Origin of the sequence: Streptomyces sp. NPDC002138, assembly GCF_040296485.1 — a bacterium.
Taxonomy (GTDB): Bacteria; Actinomycetota; Actinomycetes; order Streptomycetales; family Streptomycetaceae; genus Streptomyces.
Genome location: NZ_JBEOXE010000011.1, coordinates 95,274 through 111,826, shown reverse-complemented (window position 1 = coordinate 111,826; position 16,553 = coordinate 95,274). Strand labels below are relative to the sequence as shown.

Here is a 16,553-nt window from a genome sequence, read left to right as displayed (position 1 = left end):
GTGGTGCTGCGTGCGGTGCGGGTGGTGCGGGGTGGTGCGCCCGGTCGGGTGCGCCGGGTCAGGTGCGCCGGCTCAGGTGCGCCGGCTCAGGTGCGCCGGCTCAGCTGGGCAGCTTGAGCGTCACCGCGGACTGCAGGACTTCCGGCGCGGTCCAGGCGGAGCGGTTGCCCGCGTAGGCGGTGCCGAAGACGGAGGTACCGAGCAGCATCTGCTTCTTGGTGCCCTCGGGGGCGGTGAGGGGCGCGACGACCCCGCTGGGGGCCTTGACCGTGACGTCGGTGCCGATGCGGTACGCCGTGACCTGGCCCGCGGCGAGCGCCTTGTCCCAGGCGGCCCGGCGGCTCAGCTCCACGCCGGAGTCCTTCTGGCTCTGGTTGACGATCGGGGCGCTGGGCGCGTACAGGGTCCGGTAGGTGTCGAGGACCTGGTCGAGCACCGGGTAGAGGGTGCGGTCCTCGGCGAGGTTGGCCTGGTGGACGTAGTGCGGGCGGGGGTCGTTGGAGAGCACGTGCCGCAGGGCGGTCCGGGCCTCCTGGGGGACGATGTAGTTCAGGTAGCCGGTGTTCGGGTCGAGGGCGCCGGGCAGGCAGGTGGAGGTGGCCGGGTTGTCCTCGCACAGACCGCTGCCGCCGTCGGCGCGGCTGGTGTAGATCCAGTTGTACTCGTCGGCCATCTCCGCGTTGGTGCCCGTGTTGTAGTACACGTTCATCGGGTACCGGGGGACGGTCTGGGCGGCGCCGACGGCCCGCATGTCCGGCTCGCGCGAGTTGTCGCTCGCGGTCCATTTCACGCCGTTGTCGGCGAGGGCCCCGGCCAGATTGGGGTTGTCCACGGGCTGCTGCGGCAGCACCTTGAGGCCCGAGTGCTCACCGGTGACCAGTTCGGAGCGGTCGGTGGTGATGCCCTTGGACGCGGCCCAGTTGTTGTTGTCGCTGATCTGCTTCGAGATGTCGGCGCGGGTGGTCCACTGGATGGCGCCCTGGGCGTTGGTCGTGCAGGTCCAGGGATTCGTGGTGACGTTCTGCAGGCACCCGAGGAACAGGTGCGTGTAGGTGTGGTTCACCCAGCGGTACTTCGCCTTGTCCGCGATGAGCTGGGCGGCGAGCGCGTCGGTGTTGGCGTGCTCGGTCTTCCACTCCTCCCCCGCCCCGGCGTTGAAGACCATGTCGAGCTTGAAGTTCTTGCTCGTCTGCCACTGCGCGAGGAACTGCGCGTCGGCCGCCGTCATCCGGATGTCGCTCTCCTGGCCCGCGCCGCCCGCGCAGGCGTAGTCACCCGGCGTGCAGTTGAGGTCCTTGCTCCAGCGCGCGTCCGGCGCCAGGACGTCGTCGACGTGGACCGCGAAGTAGCTGCGGCTCTGGCCGAGGTGCACGCCCTGGGTGAGCCACTCGACGATGCCCCGCGCCAGCAGCCGGAACTGCTGCTGGTACTGGTTGTACCCGAAGGTGACCACCAGTTCCTTGCGCCCGTCGTGGGCGTACTCGCCGACGAGCGAGGCCCGCCCCGCCCCGACCGGGGCGTCGAGGTAGCTGGTGTAGCCCGCCCGCGGCTTGGCCATGAAGCCGTAACTCTCCGGAATCAGCGGAGAGTTGTCCTCGAACGCGACCTGACCCCCCAGGTATCCGAAGGGGCCGGTCTTGCCGGCCGCCGTGACGGCCGCCTGCGTGCCGTCGAGCGTCCCGCTGTACCCCCCGTTGTCCGTGTACTCGAGGCCGACCTCCGGGTGCGCCCACGTGTAGGCGTCCACCTGACGGATGCCGTACGTCGTCTCGTAGGCGCTGAGGGCGGCCATTTCGGCCGATCCCGCGCCGAACGGGTTCTCGTTCGGCAGCACGACGCCCTGGAACTTGGCGCGCGGACGGCCGTCGACCGTGTCCGCGAGGTACGCCGCGTTGATCACCGGGCGGCCGCTGCTGCCCAGGTCGACGCGGGTGAACGGAACTCCGCTGCTGGTGAGTTCCGCGGTGATCGCCTGGACGGAGCTGCCGCCGTCGTCGACGACCAGCACCTTCAGGTCGATCCGTGGAGCCGTGACCGCCTGGGCGGTCGCGGCGGGTACGGCGACGGACACCAGGGCTGCCGCGGCCATGGCGGCGGCGACCCTGTTCATCCGGTTCTTGTTGACCATTTCGGCCTTTCCCCCCGCAGGCATCCCGCGACGTCGGCCCTGTGGCGGTCGGCCGGGTCGGGGAGGCTCTGTGGAAATCATGCAAAGGGACCCCGCGTCCCCTTGCGAGAGTGGCTCGAGTCTCTCGGACCTCGTCAGGTCTAAGCGGCAAACCTGGAACACAGACCACAGATGGGTGAACCCGCAGCCGTGATGATCGAACAAGTTGCCAAACCTTCGAGTGGCGTACGGACGAGTCCGTACGCGTAGGCTCATTTCTGGCGGCCGCCGCGCCGGAATACGATCGCTGCCGGAACGGCCGGCGACCCCGACCCGACCGAAGCCCCACACCACATAGACGGAAGCGAGACTTCACCACCGTGACTGCTCTGACTCTCAGCACTGCCGGCGCTGCGACGCTGCGCGCCGACGCCCTCGTGGTCGGCGTGGCGAAGGGCCCCAAGGGCCCCGTAGTCGCCGCCGGCGCCGAGGCCGTGGACAAGGCGTTCGACGGAAAGCTGGCCGCCGTGCTCGAAGCCCTCGGTGCCTCCGGCGCCGAAGGCGAGACCACCAAGCTCCCCGCCCCGGCCGGCCTGAAGGTCCCGGTCGTGCTGGCGGTCGGGCTCGGCTCGGTCCCGGACACGGACGAGTCCTACGACGAGGAGGCGCTGCGCCGCGCTTCCGGCGCCGCGGCCCGCGCGCTGCACGGCACCAAGAAGGCCGCCTTCGCGCTCCCCCTCGACGACGCCTCCGCCGTGACCGCGGTCGCCGAGGGCGCGCTGCTCGGCGCGTACGCGTTCACCGCGTACCAGGGCGGCGACAAGAAGGGCGCCAAGAACGGCGGTCCGAAGCAGCCCCTCGCCGAGGTGGCCCTGCTCGGCGCCAAGCCGCGTGACAAGGAGCACAAGGCCGCGGCCGAGCGCGCCGTCGTCGTCGCGGCCGAGGTCAACGTCGCCCGCGACCTGATCAACACCCCGCCGAACGACCTGACCCCCGAGGCCTTCGCCGCGGTCGCCTCCGCGACCGCGAAGGAGCACGGCATCAAGGTCCAGGTGCTGGACGAGAAGGCGCTCCTCAAGGGCGGCTACGGCGGCATCATGGGCGTCGGCAAGGGCTCCGAGAACCCGCCGCGCCTGGTGAAGCTCTCCTACACCCACGCCAAGGCGGAGAAGACCCTCGCCTTCGTCGGCAAGGGCATCACCTACGACTCGGGCGGCATCTCGCTCAAGCCGGCCGGTCACAACGAGACGATGAAGTGCGACATGTCCGGCGCCGCCGCCGTGTTCGCCGCCGTCGTCGCGGCCGCCAAGCTGGGCCTGCAGGTCAACGTCACCGGCTGGCTCGCGCTCGCCGAGAACATGCCCTCCGGTTCCGCCACCCGCCCCGGTGACGTGCTGCGCATGTACAGCGGCAAGACCGTCGAGGTCCTCAACACGGACGCCGAGGGCCGTCTGGTCCTGGGCGACGCGCTGACCAAGGCCTCCGAGGAGAACCCGGACGCGATCGTCGACGTCGCGACCCTGACCGGCGCGATGGTGCTGGCCCTGGGCAACCGGACCTTCGGCATCATGGCCAACGACGACGCGTTCCGCACCTCGATCCACGAGATCGCCGAGGAGGTCGGCGAGGCCTCCTGGCCGATGCCGCTCCCCGCCGACCTGCGCAAGGGCATGGACTCCCCCACCGCGGACATCGCGAACATGGGCGAGCGCATGGGCGGCGGCCTGGTGGCCGGCCTCTTCCTGCAGGAGTTCGTGGGCGAGGGCATCACCTGGGCGCACCTGGACATCGCGGGCCCGGCCTTCCACGAGGGCGCGCCCTACGGCTACACCCCGAAGGGCGGCACCGGCTCCGCCGTCCGCACCCTGGTGCGGCTGGCCGAGCGTACGGCCACGGGCGACCTGGGCTGACGTACCGCCGATCCGTGGTCGGCCCACGGTGACGGCGCGCCCCCGGGACCTGAGCCAGGTCCCGGGGGCGCGTTCACTCTCGACGGAATTCCGCCCGGATCCGTAGGTTCCTACGCTTCGGTAACCGTCGGTTCGGGCGGAACGACCCGTCGCAGGCCGGGCCCGGCGTCCCGCGTTCCCCCGACAAATGCGAAGATGGGTTCTCGGCAGGACAGGGCCCCCACCACAGGGCCGAAGAAAAGCGGCCGATTACCAGCCGCCGCCCGGTCCCAGAGGGCCGGCGCCCGGCGCACATGCATGGAGGACGTGACGTGGCGAACGACGCCAGCACCGTTTTCGACCTAGTGATCCTCGGCGGTGGCAGTGGCGGTTACGCCGCGGCGCTGCGGGCCTCCCAGCTGGGTCTCGACGTTGCCCTGATCGAGAAGAACAAGCTCGGTGGCACCTGCCTGCACAACGGATGCATCCCCACGAAGGCCCTGCTGCACGCGGGCGAGGTCGCTGACCAGGCTCGCGAAGCGGGCCAGTTCGGTGTCAAGGCCACCTTCGAGGGCATCGACATCGCCGGTGTCCACAAGTACAAGGACGAGGTCATCTCGGGCCTGTACAAGGGTCTGCAGGGCCTGGTCGCCTCGCGCAAGGTGACCTACATCGAGGGAGAGGGCCGCCTCTCCTCCCCGACTTCCGTCGACGTGAACGGCCAGCGTGTCCAGGGCCGCCATGTCCTGCTGGCGACCGGCTCCGTGCCGAAGTCGCTGCCGGGCCTGGAGATCGACGGCAACCGCATCATCTCCTCGGACCACGCGCTGGTCCTGGACCGCGTTCCGGAGTCCGCGATCATCCTGGGCGGCGGCGTCATCGGCGTCGAGTTCGCCTCGGCGTGGAAGTCCTTCGGCACCGACGTCACCGTCGTCGAGGGCCTCAAGCACCTCGTGCCGGTCGAGGACGAGAACAGCTCGAAGATCCTCGAGCGCGCGTTCCGCAAGCGCGGCATCAAGTTCAACCTGGGCACCTTCTTCCAGAAGGCCGAGTACACCGAGACCGGCGTGCGCGTCACGCTGGCCGACGGCAAGACCTTCGACGCCGAGGTGCTGCTGGTCGCCATCGGCCGCGGCCCGGTCTCGCAGGGCCTGGGCTACGAGGAGCAGGGCGTCGCGATGGACCGCGGCTACGTCCTGGTCGACGAGTACATGCAGACCAACGTGCCGACCATCTCGGCCGTCGGTGACCTCGTCCCCACCCTCCAGCTCGCGCACGTCGGCTTCGCCGAGGGCATCCTGGTGGCGGAGCGTCTGGCCGGTCTCAAGACCGTCCCGATCGACTACGACGGTGTGCCGCGCGTCACGTACTGCCACCCCGAGGTCGCCTCCGTGGGTATCACCGAGGCCAAGGCCAAGGAGATCTACGGTGCGGACAAGGTCGTGGCCCTCAAGTACAACCTCGCGGGCAACGGCAAGAGCAAGATCCTGAAGACCGCGGGCGAGATCAAGCTCGTCCAGGTCAAGGACGGTGCCGTGGTCGGCGTCCACATGGTCGGCGACCGGATGGGCGAGCAGGTCGGCGAGGCCCAGCTGATCTACAACTGGGAAGCTCTGCCGGCCGAGGTCGCGCAGCTCATCCACGCGCACCCGACCCAGAATGAAGCGCTCGGCGAGGCCCACCTGGCCCTGGCCGGCAAGCCGCTTCACTCCCACGACTAATCCACAGTCACGGGCGCGACGACCACTTCCGCACTTTCGTTAGGAGCAACTGAAACCATGTCGGTTTCCGTAACCCTTCCGGCGCTCGGTGAGAGCGTCACCGAGGGCACTGTCACCCGCTGGCTGAAGGCCGAGGGCGAGCGCGTCGAGGCCGACGAGCCGTTGCTTGAGGTCTCGACCGACAAGGTCGACACCGAGATCCCCTCCCCCGTGTCGGGCATCCTGGCCTCCATCAAGGTCGCCGAGGACGAGACCGTCGAGGTCGGCGCCGAGCTGGCCGTCATCGACGACGGCTCGGGCGCCCCGGCTCCGGCCGCGGCCCCCGCCGCCGAGCCGGCCGCCGCCGAGGCCCCCGCGGCCCCGGCTCCGGTCGCCGAGGCGCCTGCTGCCGAGGCTCCGGCCGCTCCGGCCCCCGTGGCCGAGGCTCCCGCCGCCCCCGCCGCTTCCGGCACGGACGTCGTTCTCCCCGCCCTGGGCGAGAGCGTCACCGAGGGCACCGTCACCCGCTGGCTGAAGCAGGTCGGCGAGTCGGTCGAGGCCGACGAGCCGCTGCTCGAGGTCTCGACGGACAAGGTCGACACCGAGATCCCGGCGCCGGTTTCCGGCACCCTGCTGGAGATCCTGGTCGCCGAGGACGAGAACGCCGAGGTCGGCGCGCGTCTGGCCGTCATCGGCGCGGCGGGCGCGGCTCCCGCGGCCGCTCCGGCCGCCGCTGCCCCGGCTCCGGCTCCGGCCGCCGCCCCGGCCGCTGCCCCGGCCCCGGCTCCGGTCGCCGCTCCGGCTCCTGTGGCGGCTCCGGCTCCCGTGGCGGCTCCGGCCGTCCAGGCTCCGGCTCCCGTCGCCCCGGCCGCTCCGGTCGCCGTGGCCGCTCCGGCCCCGGTCGCCGCTCCGGCTCCGGTCACCCCCGCCCCCGCCGCGCCGGTCTCCGCCGGTGACGAGGGTGCGTACGTGACCCCGCTGGTGCGCAAGCTCGCCTCGGAGTCCGGCGTCGACCTGTCCGCGGTCACGGGCACCGGTGTCGGTGGCCGTATCCGCAAGCAGGACGTCCTGGCCGCCGCCGAGGCCGCCAAGGCCGCCGCCGCGGCTCCGGCCGCCGCCGCTCCCGCCGCGAAGGCCGCCCCCGCGGCCGCCGTCTCGGAGCTGCGCGGTCAGACGGTCAAGATGACCCGCATGCGCAAGGTCATCGGCGACAACATGATGAAGGCGCTGCACTCGCAGGCGCAGCTCAGCTCCGTGGTCGAGGTGGACATCACCAAGATCATGAAGCTGCGCGGCCAGGCCAAGGACTCGTTCCTGGCCCGTGAGGGCGTCAAGCTCTCGCCGATGCCGTTCTTCGTCAAGGCAGCGGCCCAGGCGCTGAAGGCCCACGCGGTCGTCAACGCCCGGATCAACGAGGACGAGGGCACGATCACCTACTTCGACTCGGAGAACATCGGCATCGCCGTGGACTCCGAGAAGGGCCTGATGACCCCGGTCATCAAGGGTGCCGGTGACCTCAACCTGGCGGGCATCTCCAAGGCGACCGCCTCGCTGGCCGCCAAGGTCCGCGGCAACAAGATCACGCCGGACGAGCTGTCGGGCGCGACCTTCACCATCAGCAACACCGGCTCGCGCGGTGCGCTGTTCGACACGGTCATCGTGCCCCCGAACCAGGTCGCCATCCTGGGCATCGGTGCCACGGTCAAGCGCCCGGTGGTCATCGAGACCGCCGAGGGCACGAACATCGGCATCCGCGACATGACGTACCTGACCCTGTCGTACGACCACCGCCTGGTGGACGGCGCGGACGCGGCCCGGTACCTCTCGGCCGTCAAGGCGATCCTCGAGGCCGGCGAGTTCGAGGTCGAACTCGGCCTCTAGCAGTGCCGTTGCGGGCCCGTTGTTGTAACGAGCCTCACCGTCGGCGCCCCCGTCCGGAATACTTCCGGGCGGGGGCGCCGCCGTATTGTCTAGGCATCAGGTGCCCGCCCGCCCCGGGCGCCCGAGTCCGGTCCGCACGGCCCTGCACACCCATCAGGAGATGAAGACCCGATGATCACGCCACCCGTGGTGCACTCGCTGCGCGAGCAGATCCGCGAGCACATCGTGGAGGGTATCGTCAGCGGGCGCTGGAAGCCCGGCGAGCGCATCGTGGAGCGCCGGATCGCCGTCGAGCTGGAGGTCAGCCAGACGCCGGTCCGCGAGGCCCTGCGCGAGCTGGAGATCCTCCGGCTGATCGAGTCGGCGCCCAACAAGGGCGTGCGGGTGCGCAACCTCTCCGCCGCGGACCTGGAGGAGATCTACCCGGTCCGCGCGGGCCTGGAGCAGATCGCCGCCGAGCTGGCGGCGCCCCGCCTGGCGGCCGACTGCACGGCCCTGGAGCCCCACGTGGCGGCCCTGTGGGAGGCCGACCGGGTCGAGGACGGTACGGCCCAGGTGCGGCACACGGTGGGCTTCCACCGCGAGATGGTGCGGGCCGCCGGGAACAGCGTGCTGCTGCACACCTGGGAGAGCCTGGGCATCGAGGTGTTCACGGCCCTGTCGATCCGTTGGCTGGGGACCGTACAGAAGTCGTACGCCGAGGAGCACGCCTCACTCGTCGAGGCCTTCCGCAACCGCGATCCGGAGATCGGTCTGCTGGTGAAGCGGCACGTCCTGGGGTGCGCTCCGCGCGCCTGACGCCGCCCGGCACCGGCCTGACACCCCCCGACAGCCGACCGATTCATCCCGCTTTGATCGGCACTGCGTGCCTTGTTCATTGGCACGCAGTGCCGACTTTTGTCTTACGGCCATTTTTTCGCCACTTTTGTTTGATCGATCATCGATCAGCGCTTTACAGTCGTCCGCGGACCCCAACCGGGTCCACACGACCCTGTCCTGCCCGTCAGGGATTTTTTCTCCACCACCTCTCCTTGTCCGGAAGGCGGCGCATTCCGATGTCCGACCCCGTAGGAAAGCTTCCGAGCGAGCTCGACCAGCTCCCGGACCGCGACACCGAGGAGACCGCCGAATGGGCGGCCTCCCTCGACGCCGTCGCACAGGCCGCCGGTACGCGCCGCGCCGAATACCTGCTCCGCCGCACCCTGCAGCACGCCGAGGCCGCCGGCCTCGCGCTGCCGAAGCTGCTGGAGACGGACTACGTCAACACCATCCCCACCGCCGCGGAGCCGGAGTTCCCCGGTGACGAGGCGATGGAAGCCCGGATCACCGCCTGGAACCGCTGGAACGCGGCCGCCATGGTGACCCGCGGCTCCAAGCACGGCGTCGGCGGCCACATCGCCACCTTCGCCTCGGCGGCCTGGCTCTACGAGACCGGCTTCCAGCACTTCTTCCGCGGGAAGGAGGCCGACGGATCGGGCGACCAGCTCTACATCCAGGGCCACGCCTCCCCCGGCATCTACGCCCGCGCCTTCCTCGACGGCCGGATCTCCGAGCAGCAGCTCGACAACTTCCGGCAGGAGTCGGGCGGCAACGGCCTCCCGTCCTACCCGCACCCGCGGCGCCTGCCGTGGCTGTGGGAGTTCCCCACGGTCTCCATGGGCCTCGGCCCGCTCTCCGCGATCTACCAGGCGCGCTTCAACCGCTACCTGCACAACCGGAGCATCAAGGACACCGCCAACTCGCACGTCTGGGCCTTCCTGGGCGACGGCGAGATGGACGAGCCCGAGTCGACCGCCGCCCTGGCCCTGGCCTCGCGCGAGCAGCTCGACAACCTGACCTTCGTCATCAACTGCAACCTGCAGCGCCTCGACGGTCCGGTCCGCGCGAACTTCCGCGTCGTCCAGGAGCTGGAAGCCCAGTTCCGCGGCGCCGGCTGGAACGTCATCAAGTCCCTGTGGGGCTCCGCCTGGGACGAGCTCTTCCAGCTCGACACCACGGGCGCCCTGGTACGCCGCCTGCGCGAGGTACCCGACGCGCAGTTCCAGACGTACGCGACCCGCGACGTGGCCTACATCCGCGACCACTTCTTCGGCGCGAACGCCGACCTGGTGCAGCTGGCGGCCGTACTCTCCGACGCGAAGATCGCCGAGTGCTTCCACAGCTCCCGCGGCGGCCACGAGCCCCGCAAGGTCTACGCCGCGTACAAGGCCGCCCTGGAGCACAAGGGCGCGCCGACGGTCATCCTCGCGCAGACCGTCAAGGGCTACACGCTGGGCGCCGGGTTCGAGTCGAAGAACGCGAACCACCAGATGAAGAAGCTGACGATCGACGAGTTCAAGGACATGCGTGACCTCCTTGGCCTCCCGATCCCGGACAGCGCCTTCGCCGACGGGGTCGTGCCCTACGGCCACCCGGGCGCGGACAGCCCCGAGGTCCGGTACCTGAACGAGCGCCGCGCGGCGCTCGGCGGCCCGGCCCCGGCCCGCAACGTCGAGCACGTGGCGCTGCCCGCCCCGGCGGACCGTTCCTTCGCCCCGCTGCTCAAGGGCTCCGGCAAGCAGGAGATGGCCACCACCATGGCCTTCGTCCGGCTCGTCAAGGACCTGATGCGCGACAAGGAGACCGGCAAGCGCTGGGTGCCGATCGTCCCCGACGAGGCCCGCACCTTCGGTATGGAGTCCCTCTTCCCGTCGGCCGGCATCTACTCGCCGCTGGGCCAGACGTACGAGCCGGTCGACCGCGACCAGCTCATGTACTACAAGGAAGCCAAGGACGGCCAGATCCTCAACGAGGGGATCACCGAGGCCGGCGCCATGGCCGACTTCATCGCCGCCTGCACGTCGTACGCGACGCACGGCGAGCCGATGATCCCGTTCTACATCTTCTACTCGATGTTCGGCTGGCAGCGCACCGCCGACCAGATGTGGCAGCTCGCCGACCAGCTCGGCAAGGGCTTCATCGTCGGCGCCACCGCCGGCCGCACCACCCTGACCGGTGAAGGCCTCCAGCACGCGGACGGTCACTCGCACCTGATCGCGTCCACGAACCCGGCGTCGCTCAACTACGACCCGGCCTTCGCGTTCGAGATCGCGGTGATCGTCAAGGACGGTCTGCGCCGGATGTACGGCGAGAAGCCCGAGGACGTCTTCTACTACCTGACGGTCTACAACGAGCCGAAGGTGCAGCCCGCCATGCCGGAGGGCGTGGAAGAGGGCATCCTGCGCGGCCTCTACCGCTTCAACACGGCGGCCGACCTGGCGGAGGCGGCCCCGGCCGCCGACGCGCCGAAGATCCAGCTCATGGCGTCCGGCACCGCGATCCACTGGATCCTGGAGGCGCAGAAGCTCCTCGCCGCCGACTGGAACGTCTCCGCCGACGTCTGGTCCGCCACCTCGTGGGGCGAGCTGCGCCGCGACGCGCTGGAGTGCGACGAGGCGCTGCTGCGCGGCGAGGTGCGCACCCCGTACGTCACCCGCGCGCTGGAAGGCGCCCAGGGCCCGGTCCTGGCCGTCTCCGACTGGATGCGTCAGGTCCCGGACCAGATCAGCCAGTGGGTCGAGCAGGACTACACCTCGCTGGGCACGGACGGCTTCGGCCTCTCCGACACCCGTGAGGGCGCGCGCCGCCACTTCGGTGTCGACGCCCAGTCGATCGTGGTCGCCGCGCTGGCCCAGCTGGCCCGCCGCGGCGAGGTCCCGGCCTCGTCCGTGAAGGAAGCCCGCGAGCGCTACGGCCTCTGAGCACCAGGGGCGCCCAGCCTCCTGCCCCTCGCGCGCTGAGCCATAAGGCCGGTGTCCGGCCCCGGAAGGGGCGGACACCGGCCTTTCGCCGTACGCGCGGTGGCGGGTGGGGGTCGCAGCCTGGATGCTGGATCCGTGATGGACGAGACGGAGTTCTGGGAGATCGTCGACAGCACCCGCGCGGCCGCCGACGGCGACCCCGAGGAGCACGCCGACCTGCTCGTGGAGCGGCTGACGCGGCACGACCCGGACTCCGTACTGGACTTCGCCCGGCACTTCGAGTCCCGGTACAACCGGGCGTACACCTGGGACCTGTGGGGCGCCGCCGCCATCCTGCTGAACGGGGCGAGCGACGACGCCTTCGACTTCTTCCGCTGCTGGCTGATCGGCCAGGGCCGGGAGGTCTTCGAGGGCGCGGTGCACGACCCGGACCACCTCGCCGAGCTGCTCGACGACTTCGACGAGGAGATCGACGGGGACGGCGAGGAGCTGGGGTACGCGGCGGACGAGGCGTACGAGCAGCTCACCGGCGCGGAGCCGCCGGACCTGGGCGTCCCCCAGCAGGCGGCGGAGCCGGCGGGCACCGTGATCGACCTCGAGGACGAGGCCGCGCTGGCGGAGCACTTCCCCCGGCTGTGGGAGCGCTTCGGCGGGTGACGGACCGGGCCGCTTGCGCGCGGTCGTCGCCCCGGGCAGTCTCGCCTGACACCTCACGAAGGCAGGCAGAGCAGAAGATGACCACGCACAGCCACCCCGTCGACCACGAACTCATCGAGGCCGCGGCCCACGTCGCCCGCACGCGGTGCCGGGGTGACAACCACACCATGGCGGCCGCCGCCCGGGCCCGCGACGGCCGGATCGTCACCGCGGTGAACGCCTACCACTTCACCGGCGGCCCCTGCGCCGAGCTGGTCCTCATCGGCACGGCGGCCGCGCAGGGCGCGTACGACCTGGAGACGATCGTCGCCGTGGGCGACCGGGACCGGGGCGTCGTCCCGCCGTGCGGCCGGTGCCGCCAGGTCCTGCTCGACTACTTCCCCGCCGTGCGGGTCATCGTCGGGGCGAAGGACGGCCTGCGGGCCGTGCCCGTCGCCGAACTGCTCCCGGAGAGCTACGTCTGGGCCGACCACCAGCTCGACGCCGGGCAGGGCGCGCCGCTGGGCACGGACTGACCCCCCGCCCGGTGCGGACGCCCCGGGCTCAGTAGTGCGTACCGCCGTCGATGCGGATCTCCGTACCGGTGATGAAGGCGCCGTCCTCCGAGCCGAGCATCGCCACGACGCCCGCGACGGTCTGCGGACCGGCGAAGCCCTGGCCGAGGGCCGGGGCCAGCTTGGCGAACAGGCTCCAGTCGGTGTCCTCGGGCAGGCCCGGGCCGTTGCCGGTGGTCATCCCGCTCTCGATGGAGCCGGGGGCGACGGCGACGAAGCGCACGCCCTGCTTGCTGTATTCGGCGGCGAGGGCGTGGGTCATCGACTGGATGCCGCCCTTGCTCGCCGCGTAGGCGGCCATGTAGGGGTGGGCGAAGGACGCCGAGGTGGAGCTGAAGTTGACGACGACCGGCTGGTCGCCCTCGATCAGGGCCCCGATGGCCTCACGGATCATCAGGAACGTGCCGGTCAGGTTGACCGTGATGACCTTGTTCCAGAAGTCGAGGGTGGTCTGGTGGGTGTGCGCGGAGCGCAGGATCCCGGCGGCGTTGACGAGTACGTCGAGACCCCCGAGGCCCGCGACGGCGGCGGCCACGCCCGCCCGCACGGCGGCTTCGTCGGATATGTCGAGGACGGCGGTGGTGAGCCGTGCCGCGTGCCCGTCGGCTTCGGCCCGCTCGGCGGTGGCCTTCAGGCCGGCTTCGTTGACGTCCACGGTGTGGACCCGGCCGCCTTCGGACAGGATGCGGTGGACGGTGGCCTGGCCGATGCCGGAGCCACCGCCGGTGATGAGGACGCGACGTCCTTCGTAACGGTTCATGGGAGCGAGCGTACGACCCCATGACACGTTTTGCCAGCACGGCAATGAATGCCACACGGGTCGACGGTCACGGGTAGGCTTCGAGGGTGAGATCTCCCCGTCCGTACTCTCCCCAGCAGCCCGGCCCCGGAGCGCAGTCGCTGACCGAACGGCGCAAGGCCGCCACCCAGCTGGACATCGCCCGCGCCGCCTGCGAACTCTTCGCCGAACACGGCCCCGACGGCACCACCGCCGAGGACATCGCGCACCGCGCGGGTGTGGCGCTGCGCACGTTCTACCGCTACTTCCGCAACAAACAGGAGGCCGTGGCGCCCCTGCTCGCGGGCGGCGGCGACGAGTGGCGGGCCCTGCTCGCCGAGGAGAGCCCCGGCACCCCGCTCGCGGAGGCCCTGGAGCGCGCCGTCACCCGCTCCCTCACCGACCTGCTCTCCGTCGGCGAGGGCCTGGAGGTGACCCGGGGCCTGCTGCGCGCGGCGGCGGGCGACCCCGCCCTGCGGGCCGTCTGGTACCGGGTGAACCAGGAGTCCGAGGAACAGCTGGTCCCGCTGATCGCCCGGCTGGCCGGCCCGGACGCGGACGCCCTGTCGGTACGCCTCCTCGCCGCGGCGGCCACGGACGCGATCCGGGTCGCCCTGGAGGTCTGGTCCACGACCGACGGCCCCACCGAGGGCCCCGCCTCCCCCGCCGCCCTGGCCCTGCGCTGCCTCCACGACCTCACGAGCGGCATGCCGCTGCTGCACTGAGCGCGGGCCGACGGCCCGGACTCAATACCGAAGTGGCCGCGGGCCATGAACGCGGCCGAGGAGGCCCGGTGGAGCAGGGCCGCGCGCCGGCCCTGCTCACGCGTCACCTCCGCGGTGAACCAGACCCGGCCGTCCACCTGCCGAACGAATTCCGCCACCGCTTCGGACCGCGCCCGCAGGGTGAAGGCGGACCCGCCGGCCCACGGGAGGTCCACGTCCGAGGCGACGGCCACGAAGGCGAGCAACGCCTCGGGCCCTTCGTCCCGCGCGGCCACCAGCGCCGCACGAGCCCTGCGGTACCACGGGAAACGGGCCAGGGCCGCCACCCCGTGCGGGGTGGCGGCCCTGGCTGGTTGACCTACGGCTTAGAGGTCGAAGTACAGCTCGAACTCGTGCGGGTGCGGGCGCAGCGCGATCGGGGCGATCTCGTTGGTGCGCTTGTAGTCGATCCAGGTCTCGATCAGGTCGGACGTGAAGACGCCGCCGGCCTGGAGGTACTCGTTGTCCTCCTCCAGCGCGCGCAGCACGGCGTCGAGCGAGGTCGGGACCTGCGGGACGCTCGCGTGCTCGTCGGGCGACAGCTCGTAGAGGTCCTTGTCGATCGGCTCCATCGGCTCGATCTTGTTCTTCACACCGTCGAGGCCCGCGAGGAGCAGCGCCGAGAAGGCGAGGTACGGGTTGGACGACGGGTCCGGGGCGCGGAACTCGACGCGCTTGGCCTTCGGGTTCGAGCCCGTGATCGGGATGCGCATGGCCGCGGAGCGGTTGCGCTGCGAGTAGACCATGTTGACCGGGGCCTCGAAGCCGGGCACCAGGCGGTGGTAGGAGTTCACCGTCGGGTTGGTGAAGGCGAGGAGCGACGGGGCGTGCTTGAGGATGCCGCCGATGTAGTAGCGGGCGGTGTCCGAGAGGCCCGCGTAGCCGGCCTCGTCGTAGAACAGCGGGTCGCCGTTCGCCCACAGCGACTGGTGCACGTGCATGCCCGAGCCGTTGTCGCCGAAGATCGGCTTCGGCATGAAGGTCGCGGTCTTGCCGTTGCGCCAGGCGACGTTCTTCACGATGTACTTGAAGAGCATCAGGTCGTCGGCCGCGGCGAGCAGCGTGTTGAACTTGTAGTTGATCTCGGCCTGGCCGCCGGTGCCGACCTCGTGGTGCTGGCGCTCGACCTGGAGGCCCTGGGCGTCCAGCTCGAGGGAGATCTCGGCGCGCAGGTCGGCGAAGTGGTCGACCGGGGCGACGGGGAAGTAACCGCCCTTGTAGCGGACCTTGTAGCCGCGGTTGTTCTCGGTCGAGCCCGTGTTCCAGGCGCCGGCCTCGGAGTCGATGTGGTAGAAGCTCTCGTTCGCGGAGGTCGCGAAGCGCACGTTGTCGAACACGTAGAACTCGGCCTCGGGGCCGAAGTACGCGGTGTCGGCGATGCCGGTGGAGGCGAGGTACGCCTCGGCCTTCTTCGCGATGTTGCGCGGGTCGCGCGAGTAGGCCTCGCCCGTGATCGGGTCGTGGATGAAGAAGTTGATGTTGAGCGTCTTGTCCTTGCGGAACGGGTCCAGACGGGCCGTCGACAGGTCGGCGCGCAGCGCCATGTCGGACTCGTGGATCGCCTGGAAGCCGCGGATCGAAGAGCCGTCGAACGCCAGTTCATCGTCCGGGTTGAAGACTCCGGCCGGGATCGTGAAGTGCTGCATCACGCCGGGCAGGTCACAGAAACGGACGTCGACCATCTTGACGTCGTTGTCTGCGATGTACTTCTTCACTTCGTCGGCGTTCTGGAACATCCAACTCCTCCTACTCCCGACCCCCCGGGCAGGGGCGGGCTGCATAGCTCGTGGTGCGTCCAGTGCGGTGGCGCACGCTGGTCCCGACCATAAGCAAACGGGATTTCTCAAGCATGACCCATTTGTTTCGCACAAGTTAACCAGGGTCCCGTCGAAGCCCGCGGGAACACCACGGGTACCGTGGTCGGGTGGACAACAGGCAAGCAATCGGATCGTGGCTCTCCGGCCCGCGCGCGGCCGCCGAGGACATGGGCGCCGACTTCGGGTACCCGGGCCAGCAGCTCGGCCTCCCCAAGGAGGGCCCGGGTTCCGTGGCCCGCTTCGGCCGCAGGCTGGGCGCCGTGGCCATCGACTGGTTCGGCTGCCAGGTCATCGCGTACGGGCTGATCGCGCGGGGTGACATGACCGCGACGGGCAACTGGACCCTGGGGCTCTTCGTGGCCCTGGCCATCCTGACGGTGGGCACCGTGGGCTTCACCCCCGGCAAGCGGATCCTCGGCCTCCGGGTGATCTCGGAGAACGGCGGCCGCCTCGGCTTCGGCCGCGTGGTGCTGCGCACCCTGCTGCTGGCCCTGGTCGTCCCGGCGGTCATCTGGGACCGCGACGCCCGCGGCCTGCACGACCGCCTCTCCCGCGCGGTCCAGGTCCGCATCTGAGCGCCACCGCACACGAGCCGTACGACGCGGCATACAAGTGGGGCGCCCCCGGTCGATGACCGGGGGCGCCCCACTTGTATGTCTTGTATGC

12 protein-coding genes are annotated in these 16,553 nt (G+C 70.7%); 9 read left to right on the top strand and 3 right to left on the bottom strand.

Translation table 11 applies throughout. From position 1 onward, the window contains the following. Window positions 1-100: 100 nt before the first annotated feature. Window positions 101-2,128 (bottom strand): hypothetical protein, encoded by a 2,028-nt coding sequence (locus tag ABT084_RS10095; protein ID WP_351040381.1) that lies wholly within the window; start codon window positions 2,126-2,128, stop codon window positions 101-103. Between the two features lie 359 nt (window positions 2,129-2,487). Between ABT084_RS10095 and ABT084_RS10090 the strand changes: the two genes are divergently transcribed. The 7 genes from ABT084_RS10090 (at window position 2,488) to ABT084_RS10060 (ending at window position 12,489) form a co-directional block, all read left to right on the top strand. Next, window positions 2,488-4,017, top strand: coding sequence for a leucyl aminopeptidase (locus tag ABT084_RS10090; protein WP_351040378.1), 1,530 nt, complete (start codon window positions 2,488-2,490; stop codon window positions 4,015-4,017). Window positions 4,018-4,328: 311 nt separating this feature from the next. Then, the gene (lpdA, locus tag ABT084_RS10085) at window positions 4,329-5,717 is read left to right on the top strand and encodes a dihydrolipoyl dehydrogenase (protein WP_330330062.1); all 1,389 of its coding nucleotides are present in this window, start codon (window positions 4,329-4,331) and stop codon (window positions 5,715-5,717) included. A gap of 57 nt (window positions 5,718-5,774) precedes the next feature. After that, complete coding sequence (gene sucB / locus ABT084_RS10080; protein WP_351040374.1) at window positions 5,775-7,577, top strand: 2-oxoglutarate dehydrogenase, E2 component, dihydrolipoamide succinyltransferase; 1,803 nt, start codon at window positions 5,775-5,777, stop codon at window positions 7,575-7,577. Window positions 7,578-7,751: 174 nt separating this feature from the next. Continuing rightward, window positions 7,752-8,375: a GntR family transcriptional regulator gene (locus ABT084_RS10075; RefSeq protein ID WP_351040524.1), complete on the top strand. Its 624-nt coding sequence runs from the start codon at window positions 7,752-7,754 to the stop codon at window positions 8,373-8,375. Between the two features lie 257 nt (window positions 8,376-8,632). Further along, window positions 8,633-11,317 carry a pyruvate dehydrogenase (acetyl-transferring), homodimeric type gene (gene aceE / locus ABT084_RS10070; protein WP_351040371.1) on the top strand — a complete coding sequence of 895 codons (2,685 nt, stop codon included), beginning with the start codon at window positions 8,633-8,635 and terminating at the stop codon, window positions 11,315-11,317. Between the two features lie 138 nt (window positions 11,318-11,455). Continuing rightward, window positions 11,456-11,974 carry a DUF4240 domain-containing protein gene (locus tag ABT084_RS10065; RefSeq protein WP_351040521.1) on the top strand — a complete coding sequence of 173 codons (519 nt, stop codon included), beginning with the start codon at window positions 11,456-11,458 and terminating at the stop codon, window positions 11,972-11,974. 77 nt (window positions 11,975-12,051) lie between these two features. Next, window positions 12,052-12,489, top strand: a complete 438-nt coding sequence (locus ABT084_RS10060; RefSeq protein WP_351040368.1) for a cytidine/deoxycytidylate deaminase family protein — start codon at window positions 12,052-12,054, stop codon at window positions 12,487-12,489. A gap of 28 nt (window positions 12,490-12,517) precedes the next feature. Here the strand turns inward: ABT084_RS10060 and ABT084_RS10055 are convergent, their stop codons facing one another. Next, window positions 12,518-13,288 carry an SDR family NAD(P)-dependent oxidoreductase gene (locus tag ABT084_RS10055; protein ID WP_351040365.1) on the bottom strand — a complete coding sequence of 257 codons (771 nt, stop codon included), beginning with the start codon at window positions 13,286-13,288 and terminating at the stop codon, window positions 12,518-12,520. Window positions 13,289-13,374: 86 nt separating this feature from the next. Here ABT084_RS10055 and ABT084_RS10050 point away from each other — a divergent pair, with 86 nt between their 5' ends. Further along, window positions 13,375-14,031 (top strand): TetR family transcriptional regulator, encoded by a 657-nt coding sequence (locus ABT084_RS10050; RefSeq protein WP_351040362.1) that lies wholly within the window; start codon window positions 13,375-13,377, stop codon window positions 14,029-14,031. Between the two features lie 365 nt (window positions 14,032-14,396). Here the strand turns inward: ABT084_RS10050 and glnA are convergent, their stop codons facing one another. Continuing rightward, window positions 14,397-15,806, bottom strand: a complete 1,410-nt coding sequence (gene glnA, locus ABT084_RS10045) for a type I glutamate--ammonia ligase (protein WP_351040359.1) — start codon at window positions 15,804-15,806, stop codon at window positions 14,397-14,399. Window positions 15,807-15,994: 188 nt separating this feature from the next. Here glnA and ABT084_RS10040 point away from each other — a divergent pair, with 188 nt between their 5' ends. Beyond that, a complete protein-coding gene (locus ABT084_RS10040) occupies window positions 15,995-16,462 on the top strand; it encodes an RDD family protein (protein WP_351040356.1) in 468 nt (155 codons plus the stop codon). The last annotated feature ends 91 nt before the right edge of the window (window positions 16,463-16,553 follow it).

Bases quoted from the DNA above. Each gene is read 5' to 3' on its own strand.
- ABT084_RS10095 (WP_351040381.1), bottom strand. From the start codon at position 2,128: ATGGTCAACAAGAACCGGATGAACAGGGTCGCCGCCGCCATGGCCGCG.
- sucB (WP_351040374.1), top strand. From the start codon at position 5,775: ATGTCGGTTTCCGTAACCCTTCCGGCGCTCGGTGAGAGCGTCACCGAG.
- aceE (WP_351040371.1), top strand. From the start codon at position 8,633: ATGTCCGACCCCGTAGGAAAGCTTCCGAGCGAGCTCGACCAGCTCCCG.
- ABT084_RS10065 (WP_351040521.1), top strand. From the start codon at position 11,456: ATGGACGAGACGGAGTTCTGGGAGATCGTCGACAGCACCCGCGCGGCC.
- ABT084_RS10060 (WP_351040368.1), top strand. From the start codon at position 12,052: ATGACCACGCACAGCCACCCCGTCGACCACGAACTCATCGAGGCCGCG.
- ABT084_RS10055 (WP_351040365.1), bottom strand. From the start codon at position 13,288: ATGAACCGTTACGAAGGACGTCGCGTCCTCATCACCGGCGGTGGCTCC.
- glnA (WP_351040359.1), bottom strand. From the start codon at position 15,806: ATGTTCCAGAACGCCGACGAAGTGAAGAAGTACATCGCAGACAACGAC.